The organism is Methylibium sp. Pch-M (genome assembly GCF_004136295.1).
Taxonomy (GTDB): Bacteria; Pseudomonadota; Gammaproteobacteria; order Burkholderiales; family Burkholderiaceae_C; genus Methylibium; species Methylibium petroleiphilum.
This window is the reverse complement of sequence record NZ_CP029606.1, coordinates 200869-217911: the sequence shown is the minus strand read 5'-3', so window position 1 is coordinate 217911 and position 17043 is coordinate 200869. Positions and strand designations below refer to the sequence as shown.

The following is a 17043-nucleotide window of genomic DNA, read 5'->3' as shown; positions in this document are numbered from 1 at the left end:
CTGGGATGCACGAATGTAGTCAGCGCGGCCACAGGCGGGAGCAGGGCAATCCCGCGGGCGGCACGGCCGCCCGTCGAGGGTTCAGGCGACCTTCACCACCACCTTGCCGAAGTTCCGGCCCTCGAGCAGCGAGACCAGTCCCTGCGGCGCGCCTTCCAGCGTGTCGATGACGTCCTCGCGCACCTTGATGGCGCCCTGCGCCAGCAGGCCGCTCATCTCGCGGAAGAAGGCCTCGTAGTGCTCGGCGTAGTGGTCGTAGATGATGAAGCCCTGGGTCTTCAGGCGCTTGAGCAGCGAGGTCAGCAGCAGCGGCATGCGGTCGCCCGATTCGCCGCCGCCGTTGTAGTGCGCGATGAGGCCGCAGATCGCCATGCGCGAATGCAGGTTGAACAGCGGCAGCACCGCGTCGAACACCGCGCCGCCGACGTTCTCGAAGTAGATGTCGATGCCGTCGGGGCAGGCCTTCTTCAGCTCGCCCGGCAGGTCGGCCGAGCGGTGGTCCACGCAGGCGTCGAAGCCCAGTTCCTGGACGGCGTAGCGGCACTTGTCGGCGCCGCCGGCGATGCCCACCGCGCGCAGGCCGCGCGCCTTGGCCAGCTGCCCGGCGATCTGGCCCACCGCGCCGGTGGCGGCAGCGATCACGAAGGTCTCGCCGGCCTTGGGCTCGCCGATGTTGATCAGGCCGTGCCAGGCGGTGAAGCCCGGCATGCCGAGCACGCCCAGGCCCCAGGACGGATGCGCCATCGACGGGTCGAGCTTGATGTCGATGTCCGAGCCGTCCGACAGCGCGTAGTCCTGCCAGCCGCTGGCGGCGATCACCAGGTCGCCGGCCTTGTAGCCGGGGTGGCGGCTTTCCTCCACGCGCGAGATCGTGCCGCCGACCATCGCGCCGCCGAGGTCGACGCCGGGCCGGTAGGAGTAGCCCTCGTTGAGGCGGATGCGCATGTACGGGTCGAGCGACAGCCACAGCGTGCGCAACAGCATCTGTCCCGCGGCCGGCTTGGGGATGTCGACGGTCTCCAGGCGGAAGGTGCTGGCGGTCGGCATCCCGGCGGGGCGTTCGGCCAACACGAAACGGCGGTTGGTCGATGAGGTCTGGGGCATGGCGGAGGTCCTGTCTCGGTGGGGTGCTTGTGGTTCGTCGCGATCGAGGGCCGGTGCGTGCCGTTCCACGCTCACATGCCGGCGTAGTTGGGCCCGCCGCCCCCCTCGGGGGTGACCCAGACGATGTTCTGCGTCGGGTCCTTGATATCGCAGGTCTTGCAGTGCACGCAGTTCTGCGCGTTGATCTGCAGCCGGTCGGCGCCGGCCTCGGTCTTCACGAACTCGTACACGCCGGCCGGACAGTAGCGGCTCTCCGGACCCGCGTATGTCGCCAGGTTGACAGCCACCGGCACGCCCGCGTCCTTCAGCGTCAGGTGGGCCGGCTGCTGCTCCTCGTGGTTGGTGTTGCTGATGAACACCGAGCTGAGCCGGTCGAAGGTGAGCTGGCCGTCGGGCTTGGGGTAGGCGATCGGCGCGCACTGGTCGGCCGGCCGCAGGCGCGCATGGTCGGCCTCGTTGCGGTGGATCGTCCACGGCGGGCTCTGCACGCCCAGCCGCGGCAGCAGCCACTGCTCGATGCCGGTCATCAGCGCGCCCACCGTGTTGCCCTTCTTGAACCACTGCTTGAAGTTCTTCGAGCGCTCGAGCTCGGCGTGCAGCCAGCTCGCCTCGAACGCCGCCGGGTAGGCGGCGAGTTCGTCGTGCTCGCGCCCCGCGGCCAGCGCCTCGGCCAGCGCCTCGGCCGCCAGCATGCCGGTCTTGATCGCCGCATGGCTGCCCTTGATGCGCGCGGCATTCAGCGTGCCGGCCTCGCAGCCCACCAGCGCGCCGCCCGGGAACACCAGCCTGGGCAGGCTCAGCAGGCCGCCGGCGGTGATGGCGCGCGCGCCGTAGCCCAGCCGCTTGCCGCCGGCCAGCACGGCGCGGATGGCCGGGTGGGTCTTCCAGCGCTGCATTTCCTCGAACGGGCTGAGCCAGGGGTTCTGGTAGTCCAGCCCGGTCACGAAACCGAGCGTGACCTTGCGGTCGGCCAGGTGGTAGAGGAAGCCGCCGCCGTAGGTGTGCGAGTCCATCGGCCAGCCGGCGGTGTGCACCACATGGCCGGGGCGGTGCTGCGCGGCAGGGATCTCCCACAGCTCCTTGATGCCCAGCGCATAGCTCTGCGGGTCGCGGTCCGCGTCGAGCCGGTACTTCGCGATCAGCTGGCGGCCCAGGTGGCCGCGGGCGCCTTCGGCGAACACGGTGTACTTGCCGCGCAGTTCCATGCCGAGCTGGAAGTTCTCGGTCGGCTCGCCGTCCTTGCCGACGCCGAGGTTGCCGGTCGCGACGCCGCGCACCGCGCCCTGCGCGTCGTACAGCACTTCGGCGGCCGCGAAGCCGGGGAAGATCTCCACGCCCAGCGCTTCGGCCTGCTGCGCCAGCCATTGCGTGACGGCGCCCAGGCTGATGACGTAGTTGCCCTGGTTGTGGAAGCAGTCGGGCACCAGCCAGTCGGGCGTGCGGGTGGCGCCGGTCTCGGAGAGGAAGAGCACGTCGTCGCCACTCACCGGCTGCTCGAGCGGCGCGCCGCGTTCCTTCCAGTCGGGGAACAGTTCGGTGATCGCGCGCGGGTCCATCACGGCGCCCGACAGGATGTGGGCGCCGGGCTCCGAGCCCTTCTCGAGCACCACGACCGAGACCTCCTGGCCGCGCTCGGCGGCGAGCTGCTTCAGCCGGATCGCTGTGGCCAGGCCGCCCGGGCCCGCGCCCACCACCACCACGTCGTAGTCCATGGCCTCGCGCGGGCCGTGCTGGTCGAGGAGGGCTTGCGGTGTCATGTCTCGTTCCTGTTCTTCGTTTCGGAAGGCGTCCGAAAGGCGCGCGGATTCTAAGCCGCGGCAGGGCTAAAAAGAACGATCGTTCTATTTCGTTCCACCGGGGTGTCCGGCCTGCTGCGCCACGTCATGCAGGCGACAGCGCTGTCGCGTGTGCGTGATATCTTGGCCGGCACAGAACACACGACGCAGCGACGCACGGAGACCCCATGAGCCATACCATCGATTTGTCCGGCCGCGTGGCCCTGGTGACGGGCGCCTCCAGCGGCCTGGGTGCGCAGTTCGCGCTGACGCTGGCCGCCGCCGGCGCGGCGGTGGTGCTGGGTGGCCGCCGCGTCGAGCGGCTGAAGACCCTGAGGGCCGAGATCGAGGGCCTGGGCGGCGACGCCCACGTGGTCGGCGTCGACGTGACCGACCCCGACAGCATCCGCTCCGCGGTCGCGCACGCCGAGACCGAGTGCGGCGCGATCGACATCCTGGTCAACAACTCCGGCGTCAGCACCACGCAGCGCATCATCGACGTGACGCCCGAGGACTACGACTACATGATGGACACCAACACGCGCGGGGCCTTCTTCGTCGCCCAGGAGGTCGGCAAGCGCATGATCGCGCGCGCCAAGGGCGCGGCGCCGGGCACCTACACCGGCGGGCGCATCGTCAATATCGCGTCGGTGGGTGGGCTCAAGGTGCTGGGCCAGATCGGCGTGTACTGCATGAGCAAGGCCGCGGTGGTGCACATGACGCGCGCGATGGCGCTCGAGTGGGGCCGCTACGGCATCAACGTGAACGCGCTGTGCCCCGGCTACATCGACACCGAGATCAACCACCACCACTGGGGCACCGAGCAGGGCAAGAAGCTGGTGGACATGATGCCGCGCAAGCGCGTCGGCCAGCCCAGGGACCTGGACACCGCGCTGCTGATGCTGTGCGCCAACGAGAGCCATTTCATCAACGGCGCGGTGCTGCAGGCGGACGATGGATTCGGCCTCTGACGCCGGCGAGCGCCGTGTCGCGCGAGCGGCGCTGCGCGTGCTGTCGCTGATCGAGCAGCGCGTGGTGGCGGTGCTGGTCGAGAAGCAGCACACGGTGTCCGACAGCTACCCGCTCAGCCTGAACGCGCTGCTGCTGGGCTGCAACCAGAAGACCGCGCGCGAGCCGGTGATCAGCGCCACCGAGAGCGAGGTGCTCGCGGCGGTCGACGAGCTCAAGCGCCTGAGCCTGGTGATCGAGGTCAGCGGCAGCCGCGTGGCCCGCTACGAGCACAACCTGCAGCGCGTGCTGGGCGTGCCCAGCCAGGCCGCGGCGATCCTCACGCTGCTGATGCTGCGCGGGCCGCAGACCGCGGCCGAGCTGCGGGCCAACACCGAGCGGCTGCACCGCTTCGCCGACATCTCCTCGGTCGAGGGCTTCCTTGACGAGCTGGCGCTGCGCGAGCCGCCGCTGGTGGTGAAGCTGCCGCGCGCGCCGGGCTCGCGCGAGGCGCGCTGGGCGCAACTGCTCGGCGGCCCGCCCGACGTGGCCACCGCGGCGCCGGCCGGCGGCGCCCCCGAGGACCTGGTGACGGCCGGCGAGATCCAGGCGCTGCGCGCCAACCAGCACCGCCTGCAGGCCGAGGTGGTGATGCTGCGTGCGCAACTGCACCGGCTGGCCGCCGAGCTCGGCGTCGACCTGTCCTAGGGTGGCGGCCGGGTAATTTGCCCGAGCTGCGCCGGCCGCGTGCAAACGCCCGGCCCCGGGCCCAGAATCGCCAGCGCCCGCCGTGCGGGCTGCCTGACCCACCAGCCCGGATTCCGATGATGTCCCTGTGCCGCCTCCTCAGGTCTGCCTTGTTCGGCCTCGTGCTGGCCGGCACCGCCGCGGCCGGTGTCGCCGCACCGGGTGCCGCCCCGGCCGCCTGGAGCGGCGATCTGCGACCGATCACCGCCGACCAGTGGAACGCCGAGCGCGCGGCCCATCTTCTGGAGCGGGCCGGCTTCGGTCCCACGCCCGAGGAGATCGCGCGCTTCGCCGCGATGACGCCGCAGCAGGCGGTGGCCACGCTGGTGCGGCCGCAGGGCATCGACAACAGCCACCTGCCGCCGTTCGACGCCTCCGACATCCACGAGCCCGGCCTCGAACCGTTTCCCGCCAGCCGGCCGGCCACCACCGAGGCCGCCAAGGCGCGCGGCGAGGCGCTGGGCGTGGCCGCCAAGCCCGAGGGCAACCGTCGCCTGCAGCCGGTGGTCAACAAGTTCTTCTACTGGCTGCGCGCCAGCCGCCTGGAGACGCACCGCGTCGCCTACTGGTGGGCCAACCGCATGCTGCTCACGCAGCGCCCGCTGGAGGAGAAGATGGCGCTGTTCTGGCACGGCCACTTCGCCACCCACGAGGACAAGGTGCGCGACGCGCGCAAGATGCTGCAGCAGCTGCAGCTGTTCCAGGCCAAGGGCCTGGGCAACTTCCGCGAGCTGATGATCGGCGTGGCCCAGGACCCGGCGATGCTGGCCTTCCTGGACGCCGGCGTGAACGTGAAGGGCGCGCCCAACGAGAACTTCGCGCGCGAGATCATGGAGATGTTCACCATGGGGGTGGGCAACTACAGCGAGCGCGACATCCGCGAGGCGGCGCGCGCCTTCACCGGCTGGAACTACGACGACCTGCGCTTCGTCGTCAACCGCGCCCAGCACGACGACAGCGACAAGCTCGTGTTCGGCCGCCGCGGCCCGTTCGACGGCGTGCAGGTCATCGACCTGATCCTCGAGCAGCCGGTCACGGCCGAGTACCTGGCCGGGCGCATCTACCGCTACCTGGCGCGCGACGAGATCGCGCCCGAGCTGCGCCGGCGCCTCGGCGCCGTGCTGCGCGAGCAGCGCTACGAGATCGCGCCGCTGCTCGAAGCCATCTTCCTCTCGCGCGACTTCTACAGCCCCGAGGTGGTGGGCACGCGCATCAAGAGCCCGGTGGAGCTGGTGGTCTCGACCTACCGCAAGCTCGGGCTGAAGGAAGTGCCCGGCGTGCCCGACTTCAACGACGTGACCGGCGCGCTGGGCCAGCACCTGCTGTACCCGCCCACCGTCGCCGGATGGGCCTACGGCCGCAGCTGGATCACGCCGGGCCTGCTGATGGAGCGCGGCAACTTCGCGCGCGACGTGCTGTTCCCCGACTTCACCGCGCTGCCGAACGACCGCTTCCCGAGCAACGCCACCGGCCTGGAGATCCGCGCGGTGCACGAGCGCATCTCGCGCGGGCTCGACATCACCGCCGCCACCGTGCCCGAAGGCAAGGACATGGCGGGCGGCGAGGCGATGGCCATGTCCAACCGCATGAGCGACCGCGACGAGGAGTTCAACACCCGCTACGGCAGCTACCGCGGCTGGCAGAAGGCGGTCGAGGTGGTGAAGCCCATTCCGCGCACGATGGCGCGCGTGGACCTGAGCGGCCTCGTCGTCGCCAGCGGCAGCCGCAGCACGGCCGACGCGGTCGACGCACTGGCGCGCCGCTTCCTGAGCGCACCGGTCGGCGCCGCGCAGCGCGCGGCCTGGGTCGAGTTCCTGACGCGCGAGCTGGGCACCGACCGCATCGACCGCGCATCCACCTACATGGAGGACGGCCTGCGCATGCTGCTGCACCTGATGCTGGCCAGTCCCGACTACCAGCTCGGATGAGGAAGGACCCGCGATGAGCGCTTCGTCCCACACGCCCGCACGCGGCGCCGCCCTGACGCGGCGCGCGCTGTTGCAGGCCGGCCTCGGCGGCCTGGTGCTGCCGACGCCGTTCGCCGCGATGGCGCAGCAGCCGGCCGTCGTGCCGGCGAGCGAACGGCGCCGCATCCTGGTGGTGCTGGAGATGTCGGGCGGCAACGACGGCCTGAACACCGTGGTGCCGTATGCCGACGACACCTACTACCGGCTGCGGCCCAAGCTCGGCATCCCGGCCCAGCGGCTGCGCCGCATCGACGACCACCACGGCTTCAACCCCGGCCTGGCGGGTTTCGAGCGGCTCTACAAGGACGGCCGGCTCGCCATCGTGCACGGCTGCGGCTACGACAACCCGAACTTCTCGCACTTCTCGTCGATGGCCTACTGGCACACCGCGGCGCCCAACAGCGGCGAGGAGTACGGCTGGGTCGGCCGCCTGGCCGACGCGATGCGGCCCGACGGCGCCAGCAACTTCATCGTCAACATCGACGCCACGCAATCGCTCGCGGTGCGCAGCCGGCGCCACGTGCCGGTGGTGTTCGACGACCCGGAGAAGTTCGTCCGCGAAGGCTTCTTCGAGGAGCGCGGCCTGCTCGACCGGGTCGAGCCGTCCGAGGCCTCCGACAGCGGCAACCGCCGCTACCTGCGCGACATCGCCCGCAGCGCGCGCGACGCCTCCGAGCTGGTGCGCCAGGCGTGGTCGAAGTACTCCACGCCGGTCGACTACGGCGTGCTGCCGGTCGACCTGCCCAAGGTCGCCTCGCTGATCGCCGCCGGCCTGCCGACGCAGCTCTACTACGTGGCCTACCGCAACAACGCCTTCGACACCCACGTGCACCAGGCCGATCTGCACCAGCGCCTGCTGACCTATGTGTCCGACGGCGTGCTGGCCTTCATGCGCGACATGGAGCGCATCGGCCGCGCCGACGACGTGGTGCTGATGGCCTTCTCGGAGTTCGGCCGCCGCGTGCCCGAGAACACCAGCCTCGGCACCGACCACGGCACCGCCGGCCCGATGTTCATCGTCGGCAAGCCGGTGAAGGGCGGGCAGTACGGCCGGCCGGTCAGCCTGACCGAGCGCACGCCCGACGACAACCTGCGCCACACCACCGACTTCCGCCGCACCTACGCCACCGTGATGGACGGCTGGTTCGGTCGTACCGACACGCAGGCGGTGCTGCGGGGGCGCTTCGAGAGCTTCCCGCTGTTCGCCTGAGGAGGTACGGGCACTTCCGGTGCGAGGCGCGCCGTGGGAGCTGGCGCCGCGCCGGTCCGCTGTGTTGCGTTCATGTCCCCCGAGCCCGACCTCCGGTCGGGCTCTCCTCCTTTACTTCACTCCACACAGCGGCCCGTCGCGGCGCTTCGATACACCGCGGCGTGCCGAGGTCTTAAGACCTTCGCGCCTCTCGGTGGTACGTGCGACCAGGACGTCGGGTGAATGGCGCAGCGAGGTAGAGGAGGAGGGCGGCGGCCGGGAGGCCGACGTCCGGGGGACACGAGCGGAGCCGTTCGCCCGATGGCGTGGTCAGCAGCGCTCGGTGCAGGCGAACCGCAAGCGTCGGCCACGATCACTGGCAAGGCCATCCAACTTCGGCAATGATGTGTCCATGCGCGGACGGCCGCGCCCGAGGCCCGGAGGACGGCGATGCTCGACGCGGCGCTCTTGAGCTACCTGCTGGCGGCCGCCGCGCGCCTGTCGGGCTACGACCCGGTGCCGTTCGAACAGCTGCCCTCGGTCCAGCTGCTGCCGGCCTCGGTGCTCCGCTCGCAGGTCTGTCCGGTGCAGCCGCAGACCTGTGCCGACATGGTGGCCATCTACGACCACACCCGCAGCCGCATCCTGGTCAGCGACGAGCTCGATCCGCACAGCAGCCGCGACAACTCCTTCATCGTCCACGAACTCGTGCACGTGCTCGAGTCGCGCCGCAAGGCCTCCCAGTACCAGACCGACTGCGAGGAGACGCTCGAGTCCGAGCGCACCGCCTACCGCGCCCAGAACCTCTACCTGCGCGAGCAGGGGCGCCCGGAGCGCTACGGCGGGCAGCTGCAGCAGATGGTGTGCGCGCGCGAGCAGCCGCTCGGTGCCAGCGCGATGCGGCTGGAGATGGCGCCGGTGGGTTCGCGCGACGAGATGGCGCTGGAGGCCTTCATGCAGGATCTCGGGCGCCGACGTTCGGCGAACGCTCCGCCGCGCTGAGCACCTCTTCCGACGCGCGGTGGCCGTCGATCGGCCGCAGCGCCGCCAGGAACTGCTGCGTCGCGCGCTCCCACGAGTACTGCTCGCCGTGGCGGCGCACCGCGTCGCGCGGCAGCTGCAGCGCACGCAGGCAGGCCTCGCGCAGGTCGGTGTGCAGCACGCCGCCGCCGCCGGAGCGGCCCACCACGTCGATCGGGCCCGGCACCGGGAAGGCGGCCACCGGCGTGCCGCAGGCCATGGCCTCGGCCATCACCAGCCCGAAGGTGTCGGTCACGCTGGGGAACACCATCACGTCGGCGCTGCGGTAGAGCGTGGCCAGCGCCGGGCCGTCGAGCACGCCGAACCAGCGCACGCCCGGATAGCGCGCCTCGAGCCGGGCGCGCGCCGGGCCCTCGCCGGCGATCCATTTCTCGCCGGGCAGGTCGAGCTTCAGGAAGGCATCGACCTGCTTCTCCACCGCGATGCGGCCGACGTAGAGGAACACCGGGTGCTCGGCGCGCGGCAGGCGCGGGCCGTCGGCGCTGAACAGGCTCAGGTCCACGCCGCGCGACCACCAGCGTGCGTGCCGGAAGCCGCGGGCGCGCAGGTCGTCCACGATGGCCGGCGTGGGCGTCAGCGTGCCCAGCCCGGCGTTGTGGAAGCGCCGCAGCAGCGCATAGCTCCAGGCCGTGGGCAGGCGCGTGCGCGCGTGAACGTACTCGGGAAAGCGGCTGTGGTATGCGGTGGTGAACGGCCAGCCGCGCGAGCGGGCCACCGAGCGCGCCAGCCAGCCCAGCGGCCCCTCGGTGGCGATGTGCAGGCAGTCGGGCGCGAAGGCATCGATGCGCCGCGCGACGCCGCGGCGCGTGGTCAGCGCCAGCTCGATCTCGGGGTAGCTGGGGCAGGGCATGCTGCGAAAGCCCTGCGGCGACAGCAGCTCCACCTCGTGCCCGAGCTTCTGCAGCTCGCGGCGCGTCATCTTCAGCGTGCGGACCACGCCGTTGACCTGCGGTTCCCAGGCGTCGGTGACGATCATCAGCTTCATGCGTTCTCCGGTGTGGCGTTGGGAAGCGGTGTGCGGCAGGCGCCCTGGCTCGCGTGGCGGCGGTGCAGCGCGGTGATCGCGGCCGTGGCCAGCGCCACCAGGACACCGAAGCCCCAGATCAGCAGCGCCAGCGGCAGGCCGGCCGCGGTGAGCGCGGCATAGAGCGCCAGCAGGGCCAGCACGCCCAGGTTCTCGTTGAAGTTCTGCACCGCGATCGAGCGGCCGGCGCTCAGCAGCGTGTGGCCGCGGTGCTGCAGCAGCGCGTTCATCGGCACCACGAAGAAGCCGGCGCAGGCGCCCACCGCGGCCAGCAGTGGCGCGGCCGCGAACGGCTGCTCGATGACCGTCATCCACGGCACCAGCAGGCCCATCGCGATGCCCAGCGGCAGCACCCGCGTGGCGTTCGGCAGGCTCAGCCAGCGGCCGGCCGCGATCGCGCCGAGCATCAGGCCCAGCGCGGTGACCAGTTGCAGCCCTGCGGCCTGGTGCAGGTCCAGCCGCAGCGCCTCCTCGGCCCAGCGCAGCACCACGAACTGCAGCGTCGCACCGACGCCCCAGAACAGCGTGGTCACGGCCAGCGAAACGCGGCCGGCCGGGTCGCGCCACAGCCGGCCGTTGTCGTCGGCGAACTGCCGCAGCAGCCGGCCCGGCGCCACGCGTGCGTAGCGCGCGCCGCTGTCCGGGATGCACAGGTTCAGCACGCCGGCCAGCACGTACAGCGCCAGCACCGTCAGCAGCGCCGGCAGCAGCTGCGTGCCACCGGCCGGCAGCGCCTGCGCCAGCGGCGGCAGCCAGGGCGCGGCGGTCTGGGCCGCCGGGCTGACCAGCAGGCCGCCGAGCGCGGTGCCGAGCAGGATGGCGCCGACCGTGCACACCTCGATCCAGCCATTGGCCGCCACCAGCCGCGCCGGCGGCAGCAGCTCGGTCACCAGCCCGTACTTGGCCGGCGAGTAGGCCGCAGCGCCGATGCCGGCCAGCGTGAAGGCCAGCAGCGGGTCGCCGCCGGCGACCAGCAGCGCGCAGGCGGCAGCCTTCAGCCCGTTGCTCACCAGCATCACGCGCGCCTTCGGCCAGGCGTCGGCCAGCGCGCCGACGAAGGGCGCGAGCCCCACGTAGGCCAGCGTGAAGCCGAGCTTGAGCAGCGGCGCCCACCACAGCGGTGCACCGAGCTCGTCCAGGCGGGCGATCGTGACGATCAGCAGCGCGTTGTCGGCGAGGCCCGAGACGAACTGCGCGGCGATGAGGACGTGGAAGCCGGTGGGCACGAGGCGGGGGCGGGCGCCGGCGGTGCGCCGGCCGCCCGATTGGATGACGCGCCCGTGGCGGCGGCGTGACCGTGGCGTGACCGGCGCGTGTCGGCGCCGCGCCGGCTCAGCCGCGCACCAGCTTGTTCACCAGCTCGGCGGTGCTGCCGGCACCGTACTTGCGCAGCAGGCGGGCGCGGTAGATGTCCACGGTGCGGTGGCTCACGCCCAGCACCTTGCCGATCTGCTTGCTGGTCTGGCCCTCGATCAGCAGCGCCGCCACCTCGCGCTCGCGCGCCGTGAGCCCGGCGCGGCCGGCCGGCGTGAGCGGGCGCTGCGACGACAGGTCCTCGAAGCTCCAGATGCCGGCCTCGTGCGGCGTCTCGCGGTTGATGGCGCGGCCCATCACGTGGCACCAGAACAGCTCGCCGCGCGGGTTGCCGGGCTCGCGCTTCATGATGCGGTCGTCGGCGTAGCGGCCGTGGCGGTCGAGCTTGAGCAGGATGCGCACGCCGGTGCGCTCGAACTCGTCGTGGCTGGGGTAGAGCACCTCGAAGGACTGGCCGATCAGCGCCTCGCGCGGCGCGCTGAAGATCTCGGCCACCGCCTGGTTGCAGTCGACGATCTTGCGGTGGCTGGAGATCACCAGCCCCACCGGCGCCAGCTCGAAGGCACCGCGGTGGTCGATCGAGACGGAGGCGCTAGTCATTGCTTAGGCGATTGTACGTATGCGGATACGTAGTACGCTGCGCGCTGGTGTCACCGCCCGATGGAGCGAACTGCATGAACAAGGTCTACCCGAGCGCGAAGGCCGCGCTCGACGGCATCGTCAAGGACGGCCAGCTGCTGGCCGTCGGCGGCTTCGGCCTGTGCGGCATCCCCGAGGCCCTGATCGACGCGCTGCGCGACAGCGGCGTCAAGGACCTCACGGTGATCTCCAACAACGCGGGGGTCGACGGCTTCGGCCTCGGCAAGCTGCTCGACACGCGGCAGATCAGGAAGATGATCTCCAGCTACGTGGGCGAGAACAAGGAATTCGAGCGCCAGTTCCTGGCCGGCGAGCTGGAGCTGGAGTTCACGCCCCAGGGCACGCTGGCCGAGAAGCTGCGCGCCGGCGGCGCCGGCATCCCGGCCTTCTTCACCAAGACCGGCGTCGGCACCATGGTGGCCGAGGGCAAGGAAACGCGCGAGTTCGACGGCGCCGTCTACGTGATGGAGCGTTCGCTGCTGCCCGAGGTGTCGCTGGTCAAGGCCTGGAAGGCCGACCAGAGCGGCAACCTGCTGTTCCGCCGCACCGCGCGCAACTTCAACCCGGCGGTGGCGATGGCCGGGAAGCTCACGGTGGTCGAGGTCGAGGAGATCGTCGAGACCGGCCACTTCGACCCCGACGCGGTGCACCTGCCCGGCATCTACGTGCACCGCATCGTGCTCAATGCCACGCCGGAAAAACGCATCGAGAAGCGCACCATCACCGAGAAGGCGGGAGTCTGACCATGGCCTGGACCCACGACCAGATGGCGGCGCGTGCCGCCCACGAGCTGCAGGACGGCTACTACGTCAACCTCGGCATCGGCCTGCCCACGCTGGTGGCCAACCACGTGCGCGCCGACATCGAGGTGTGGCTGCAGAGCGAGAACGGCATGCTCGGCATCGGCCCGTTCCCGACCGAGGATGAGGTGGACGCCGACCTCATCAACGCCGGCAAGCAGACCGTGACCACCATCGCCGGCAGCTCGATCTTCGGCTCGCACGACAGTTTCGCGATGATCCGCGGCGGCAAGATCAACCTCAGCATCCTGGGCGCCATGCAGGTCAGCGAGCACGGCGACCTGGCCAACTGGATGATCCCCGGCAAGATGGTCAAGGGCATGGGCGGCGCCATGGACCTGGTGGCCGGCGTGGGCCGCGTCATCGTGCTGATGGAGCACGTGGCGAAGAAGAAGGACGGCAGCATCGACCTGAAGCTGCTGCCCAAGTGCACGCTGCCGCTCACCGGCGTGGGCGTGGTGAACCGCATCATCACCGACCTGGCCGTGATGGACGTGACGCCGCAGGGCCTGAAGCTCGTGGAGCTGGCTGCCGGCGTGACGCGCGAGGAAGTGCAGGCCAAGACCGGCGTGCCGCTGCGCTGAGCCGCGCACCCGCAAACGACGCCCGCGCCGGGCCCTGAACGGGCACCGCGCGGGCGTTGCCGCATCCGGGCGGCCTTCCCGTTCGTGCCGGCCCGCACCCGGCGCCCGCGGCGCAGGGTCTTCGGCGGAACCCGGCCCCGGCAGTCCTACAATGAAAATCATTCGTATTCACAGGACTGTCGATGAAACGCCGTCTCTTCCTCGCCGTTGCCGCGATCGCTGCCGGGTCGGCCGCCGCCCAGGGGGCGCCGGCCGCTCCTGCCGCCGCGCCGACGCTGGCCGCCGTGGCCGCGCACTACGCGGTGCTGGTGCACGCGAACTACGAGGACAGCCTGCTGGGCGCCCGCGCGATGCAGCAGGCCATCACGGCCTTCGTCGCCGCGCCCTCGGCCGAGACGCTGGCCGAGGCGCGCAAGCGCTGGCTGGCCGCGCGTGAGTTCTACGGCCAGACCGAGGCCTTCCGCTTCTACGGCGGCCCGATCGACGACGACAAGGGCCCCGAGGGCCGCATCAACGCCTGGCCGATGGACGAGTCCTTCGTCGACGGCGTGCAGGGCAAGCCGGGCAGCGGCCTGATCGGCAACCGCAAGTTCGTCATCAGCAAGAAGAACCTCGCGGCGCAGAACGAGCGCGGCGGCGAGGAGAACATCGCCACCGGCTGGCATGCCATCGAGTTCCTGCTGTGGGGCCAGGACCTGTCCGAGACCGGCCCCGGCGACCGCAGCTTCGAGGACTTCGTCGACGGCAAGGCGCCCAATGCCGACCGCCGCCGCCAGTACCTCACGGTGGTGACCGAGCTGCTGGTCGATGACCTGGCGGGCCTGGTCAAGGCCTGGGCCCCGGCCACCCCGGGCAACTACCGCGCGCGCTTCGAGCAAGGTGGCAAGGAGTCGGTGCGCAAGATCCTGGTGGGCCTGGGCTCGCTGTCGCGCGGCGAACTCGCCGGCGAGCGGCTGGAGGTCGCGCTCAACAGCCAGGACCAGGAGGACGAGCATTCCTGCTTCTCCGACAACACCCACCGCGACGCGGTGAACAACGCCAAGGGCATCGAGAACGTGTGGCTCGGCCGCTATGTGCGCGCCGACGGCAGCACGCTGCAGGGCGCCTCGCTGCGCGAGCTGGTGGCGGCGAAGGATGCCGCGCTGGCCGAGCGCAGCACGCGCCAGATCGCCGCCTCGGTGGCGGCGGCCGAAGGCATCCAGGCGCCGTTCGACCGCGAGATCGTGGGCGGCAAGGACGCACCGGGCCGCCAGCGCATCCAGAAGACCATCGCCAGCCTCACGCAGCAGAGCAAGGACCTCGTGGCCGCCGCCAACGCGGTGGGCATCACCAAGCTCACGCTGGTGCAGCCGTGAGCCGGCGCGGGCGCGCGGCCGGCCGCGCCGCCGCGCTGCTGGCGGGCGTGGCCGGTGGGGTGGCCTGCGTGGTGGCGGCCACCGCGCCGCCCGACGACGACCCGCTGGGCGAGAAGACCGGCGGCGCCACCACCGTCTACGCCAGCGGTCGCCAGGCCTTCTCGTTCCCGGCCGCCAACCTGGCCGACGAGGAACACACGCGCTTCGTCATCGGCAACTCCTTCTTCAAGCGCAACTGGGTCGAGGCCCCGGCCTCCACCGGCGCGCGCGACGGGCTGGGCCCGCACTTCATCGCGCGCTCCTGCGGTGCCTGCCACGCGATGGACGGCCGCGGCGCGCCGCCCGAGCCGAAGTCCGGGGACGCCACGGTCGCGCTGCTGATGCGGCTGTCGGTGCCCGGCACCGCCGACCCGAAGCAGGGCGTGGTGCCCGAGCCGGTGTACGGAGACCAGTTCAACAACGCCGCGGTGCAGGGCGTGAAGCCCGAGGGCGAGGTGCGCATCGCGCACCGGCCGCGCCGCGGCCGCTTTGCCGACGGCACGCCCTACACGCTGCAGGCGCCGCGCTACTCGTTCGCCCGGCTGGCCTACGGGCCCATGCGGCCCGACGTGCAGGTGGGGCCGCGCATCGCGCCGCAGCTCATCGGCGTGGGGCTGCTGGAGGCCATCCCCGAGGCCGAGATCCTGCGCAACGCCGCCGACCAGGCCGCCGCCGGCGGGCCGGTGCGCGGCGTGCCCAACCGCGTGTGGGACGCCGTGGCCGGCCGCGAGATGCTGGGCCGCTTCGGCTGGAAGGCCAACGTGGCCACCATCGCGCACCAGAGCGCGGGCGCTTTCCACGGCGACATCGGCATCACCTCGCGTTGGTTCCCGCAGGAAACCTGCACGCCGGCCCAGGCCGACTGCGCCGCCGCGCCGCGCGGTGCCCAGGGCCAGGGGCCGGAGATCGACGACAAGACGCTCGACGACGTGGTGTTTTACCAGGCCGTGCTGGCGCCGCCGGCGCGCCGTGCGCCGCGCGATGCCCAGGTGCTGCGGGGCCAGGCGCTGTTCACCCAAGCGCAGTGCGCGCAATGCCACCGGCCCAGCTACGTGACCGCCGAGCCGCCGTTCCCGCGACTCAGCAGCCCGGCACTGGCGGGCCAGCGCATCTGGCCCTACACCGACCTGCTGCTGCACGACATGGGCGAGGCGCTGGCCGACGGCCGCCCCGATTTCGCCGCCAGCGGCCGGCAGTGGAAGACGCCGCCGCTGTGGGGCATCGGCCTGTTCAAGGACGTCAACGGCCACACCCGGCTGCTGCACGACGGCCGCGCGCGCGGCGTGCTGGAGGCCGTGCTGTGGCACGGCGGCGAGGCCGAGGCCAGCCGCCAGCAGGTGCTGAAGATGAGCCGCGCCGAGCGCGAGGCGCTGGTGAAGTTCGTGGAGTCGCTGTGATGAAGACGATGCACCTCGCCCGCCGTTCCGCGGCCCGCACCCTGCTGCCTTCGCTGGCCGCGCTGGCCTTGGCCGGGGCCGCGGTGCCCGCCGCGGCGCAGAGCGACTGGGCCCGCGTGGCGGTGCCGGTCTACGCGCCGACCGCGGTGCTGCAGGGCCTGAACGCCGCCTGGACCGCGCCGCGCGCCGAGGCCTTTGCGCGCGAGGCGCAGGCCCTGCCCGACGCGGTGGACGCGCTGTGCCGCAGCGGCCGCGCGCTGAACGCCGCGCGCGAGCAATGGCGCCGCAGCGTGCAGGCCTGGGAGCTGCTGTCCACGGTGGCCGTGGGGCCGCTGGTGGAGCGGCGCTCGCTGCGGCAGATCGATTTCGCGCCCACGCGGCCGGCGCTGATCGAGAAGGCGGTGCGCGCCGCGCCGACGGATGCCGCCGCGATGGAGCGCGTGGGCACCCCGGCCAAGGGCCTGCCGGCGCTGGAGTGGCTGCTGTGGACCCGGCCGGTGGCGCCCGGCACGCCCGCCTGCCGCTATGCGGTGGAGGTGGCGCGCGACATCCGGCGCGAGGCCCAGGCGCTGCAGCAGGCCTTCGGCGAGCCGGTGGCCGCCAAGGCCGCCGCGGCCGATGGCGATGCCGAGGGCGAAGCGGTGGACGAAGCCAGCGTGGTGGCCGCCAGCGCCGAGTTCGTGAACCAGTGGGTGGGCGGCGTGGAACGCCTGCGCTGGGCGCAGATGGAGAAGCCGCTGCGCGCCGCCGCGGGCCGCGCGCCCGACTGGCCTCGCGCCGCCAGCGGCGGCAGCGTGGCGAGCTGGAAGGCGCAGTGGGAGGCGCTGCGCGGCCTGGGCGTGTTCGCCGGCGGCGAGGCGCCGCTCGCGGGGCAGGGCCTGGTGCCGCTGGAGACCTGGCTGCGCAGCAAGGGCCGCAACCCCGAGGCCGACCGCCTGGTGGCCGCGGCGCGCCAGGTGGACGCCCGCATGCAGCGCCTGGACGTGCGCCGCCCGGCCACGGTGCTGGACGCCGCCAAGGCCCTGGCCGCGCTGAAGCGCGTGGCCGAGGCCGACGTGGCGCCGGCGCTCGAGGTCAGCCTCGGCTTCTCGGACGCCGACGGCGACTGAACGGGGCAGGC

The 17043-nt window shown here is 72.0% G+C and carries 15 protein-coding genes; 10 read left to right on the top strand and 5 right to left on the bottom strand.

Going from position 1 to position 17043, the window contains the following annotated elements:
• Positions 1 to 81 precede the first annotated feature (81 nt).
• Together C1M51_RS01015 and C1M51_RS01010 are read right to left on the bottom strand one after the other, a co-directional pair.
• A complete protein-coding gene (locus C1M51_RS01015; protein WP_129447843.1) occupies positions 82 to 1104 on the bottom strand; it encodes an NADP-dependent oxidoreductase in 1023 nt (340 codons plus the stop codon).
• 71 nt (positions 1105 to 1175) lie between these two features.
• The gene (locus C1M51_RS01010) at positions 1176 to 2861 is read right to left on the bottom strand and encodes an electron transfer flavoprotein-ubiquinone oxidoreductase (protein ID WP_129447842.1); all 1686 of its coding nucleotides are present in this window, start codon (positions 2859 to 2861) and stop codon (positions 1176 to 1178) included.
• A 206-nt stretch (positions 2862 to 3067) separates the two neighbouring features.
• Between C1M51_RS01010 and C1M51_RS01005 the strand changes: the two genes are divergently transcribed.
• The 5 genes from C1M51_RS01005 to C1M51_RS00985 all read left to right on the top strand — a co-directional run bounded on the left by C1M51_RS01005 (position 3068) and on the right by C1M51_RS00985 (position 8732).
• On the top strand, positions 3068 to 3850 hold the full coding sequence (locus C1M51_RS01005; RefSeq protein WP_129447841.1) for an SDR family oxidoreductase: 783 nt from the start codon (positions 3068 to 3070) through the stop codon (positions 3848 to 3850).
• Positions 3834 to 4535, top strand: coding sequence for a YceH family protein (locus tag C1M51_RS01000; protein ID WP_129447840.1), 702 nt, complete (start codon positions 3834 to 3836; stop codon positions 4533 to 4535). The genes C1M51_RS01005 and C1M51_RS01000 overlap by 17 nt, the downstream gene beginning before the upstream one ends.
• A 149-nt stretch (positions 4536 to 4684) precedes the next feature.
• Positions 4685 to 6502 carry a DUF1800 family protein gene (locus C1M51_RS00995; protein ID WP_129447839.1) on the top strand — a complete coding sequence of 606 codons (1818 nt, stop codon included), beginning with the start codon at positions 4685 to 4687 and terminating at the stop codon, positions 6500 to 6502.
• A gap of 13 nt (positions 6503 to 6515) precedes the next feature.
• Entirely contained in the window at positions 6516 to 7751 is a 1236-nt protein-coding gene (locus tag C1M51_RS00990; RefSeq protein WP_129447838.1) for a DUF1501 domain-containing protein, read from the top strand.
• A gap of 429 nt (positions 7752 to 8180) precedes the next feature.
• The gene (locus C1M51_RS00985) at positions 8181 to 8732 is read left to right on the top strand and encodes a hypothetical protein (protein ID WP_036234805.1); all 552 of its coding nucleotides are present in this window, start codon (positions 8181 to 8183) and stop codon (positions 8730 to 8732) included.
• Here the strand turns inward: C1M51_RS00985 and C1M51_RS00980 are convergent.
• From C1M51_RS00980 to C1M51_RS00970, 3 genes are all read right to left on the bottom strand, one after another.
• A complete protein-coding gene (locus tag C1M51_RS00980) occupies positions 8683 to 9756 on the bottom strand; it encodes a glycosyltransferase family 1 protein (protein WP_129447837.1) in 1074 nt (357 codons plus the stop codon). The two genes, C1M51_RS00985 and C1M51_RS00980, sit on opposite strands and share 50 nt — an antisense overlap.
• Positions 9753 to 11021, bottom strand: coding sequence for a lysophospholipid transporter LplT (gene lplT / locus C1M51_RS00975; protein WP_129447836.1), 1269 nt, complete (start codon positions 11019 to 11021; stop codon positions 9753 to 9755). Before lplT ends, C1M51_RS00980 begins: the two co-directional genes overlap by 4 nt.
• 106 nt (positions 11022 to 11127) lie before the next feature.
• Positions 11128 to 11709 (bottom strand): PAS and helix-turn-helix domain-containing protein, encoded by a 582-nt coding sequence (locus C1M51_RS00970; RefSeq protein WP_129447835.1) that lies wholly within the window; start codon positions 11707 to 11709, stop codon positions 11128 to 11130.
• A gap of 74 nt (positions 11710 to 11783) precedes the next feature.
• On the opposite strand from C1M51_RS00970, the gene C1M51_RS00965 reads away from it, so the two are divergent.
• The 5 genes from C1M51_RS00965 to C1M51_RS00945 all read left to right on the top strand — a co-directional run bounded on the left by C1M51_RS00965 (position 11784) and on the right by C1M51_RS00945 (position 17032).
• Positions 11784 to 12491, top strand: coding sequence for a CoA transferase subunit A (locus C1M51_RS00965; protein ID WP_129447834.1), 708 nt, complete (start codon positions 11784 to 11786; stop codon positions 12489 to 12491).
• A gap of 2 nt (positions 12492 to 12493) precedes the next feature.
• A complete protein-coding gene (locus tag C1M51_RS00960) occupies positions 12494 to 13132 on the top strand; it encodes a CoA transferase subunit B (protein ID WP_129447833.1) in 639 nt (212 codons plus the stop codon).
• Positions 13133 to 13314: 182 nt separating this feature from the next.
• Complete coding sequence (locus C1M51_RS00955; RefSeq protein WP_129447832.1) at positions 13315 to 14487, top strand: imelysin family protein; 1173 nt, start codon at positions 13315 to 13317, stop codon at positions 14485 to 14487.
• Positions 14484 to 15923, top strand: a complete 1440-nt coding sequence (locus tag C1M51_RS00950; protein ID WP_129447831.1) for a di-heme oxidoredictase family protein — start codon at positions 14484 to 14486, stop codon at positions 15921 to 15923. Before C1M51_RS00955 ends, C1M51_RS00950 begins: the two co-directional genes overlap by 4 nt.
• Positions 15923 to 17032, top strand: coding sequence for an imelysin family protein (locus C1M51_RS00945; RefSeq protein WP_129447830.1), 1110 nt, complete (start codon positions 15923 to 15925; stop codon positions 17030 to 17032). Before C1M51_RS00950 ends, C1M51_RS00945 begins: the two co-directional genes overlap by 1 nt.
• The last annotated feature ends 11 nt before the right edge of the window (positions 17033 to 17043 follow it).

Coding starts and splice junctions, on each gene's coding strand:
- C1M51_RS01010 (WP_129447842.1), bottom strand. CDS start 2,861: ATGACACCGCAAGCCCTCCTCGACCAGCACGGCCCGCGCGAGGCCATG.
- C1M51_RS01015 (WP_129447843.1), bottom strand. CDS start 1,104: ATGCCCCAGACCTCATCGACCAACCGCCGTTTCGTGTTGGCCGAACGC.
- C1M51_RS00980 (WP_129447837.1), bottom strand. CDS start 9,756: ATGAAGCTGATGATCGTCACCGACGCCTGGGAACCGCAGGTCAACGGC.
- C1M51_RS00990 (WP_129447838.1), top strand. CDS start 6,516: ATGAGCGCTTCGTCCCACACGCCCGCACGCGGCGCCGCCCTGACGCGG.
- C1M51_RS00945 (WP_129447830.1), top strand. CDS start 15,923: ATGAAGACGATGCACCTCGCCCGCCGTTCCGCGGCCCGCACCCTGCTG.
- C1M51_RS01005 (WP_129447841.1), top strand. CDS start 3,068: ATGAGCCATACCATCGATTTGTCCGGCCGCGTGGCCCTGGTGACGGGC.
- C1M51_RS00985 (WP_036234805.1), top strand. CDS start 8,181: ATGCTCGACGCGGCGCTCTTGAGCTACCTGCTGGCGGCCGCCGCGCGC.
- C1M51_RS00960 (WP_129447833.1), top strand. CDS start 12,494: ATGGCCTGGACCCACGACCAGATGGCGGCGCGTGCCGCCCACGAGCTG.
- C1M51_RS00955 (WP_129447832.1), top strand. CDS start 13,315: ATGAAACGCCGTCTCTTCCTCGCCGTTGCCGCGATCGCTGCCGGGTCG.
- C1M51_RS00970 (WP_129447835.1), bottom strand. CDS start 11,709: ATGACTAGCGCCTCCGTCTCGATCGACCACCGCGGTGCCTTCGAGCTG.
- C1M51_RS00965 (WP_129447834.1), top strand. CDS start 11,784: ATGAACAAGGTCTACCCGAGCGCGAAGGCCGCGCTCGACGGCATCGTC.
- C1M51_RS01000 (WP_129447840.1), top strand. CDS start 3,834: ATGGATTCGGCCTCTGACGCCGGCGAGCGCCGTGTCGCGCGAGCGGCG.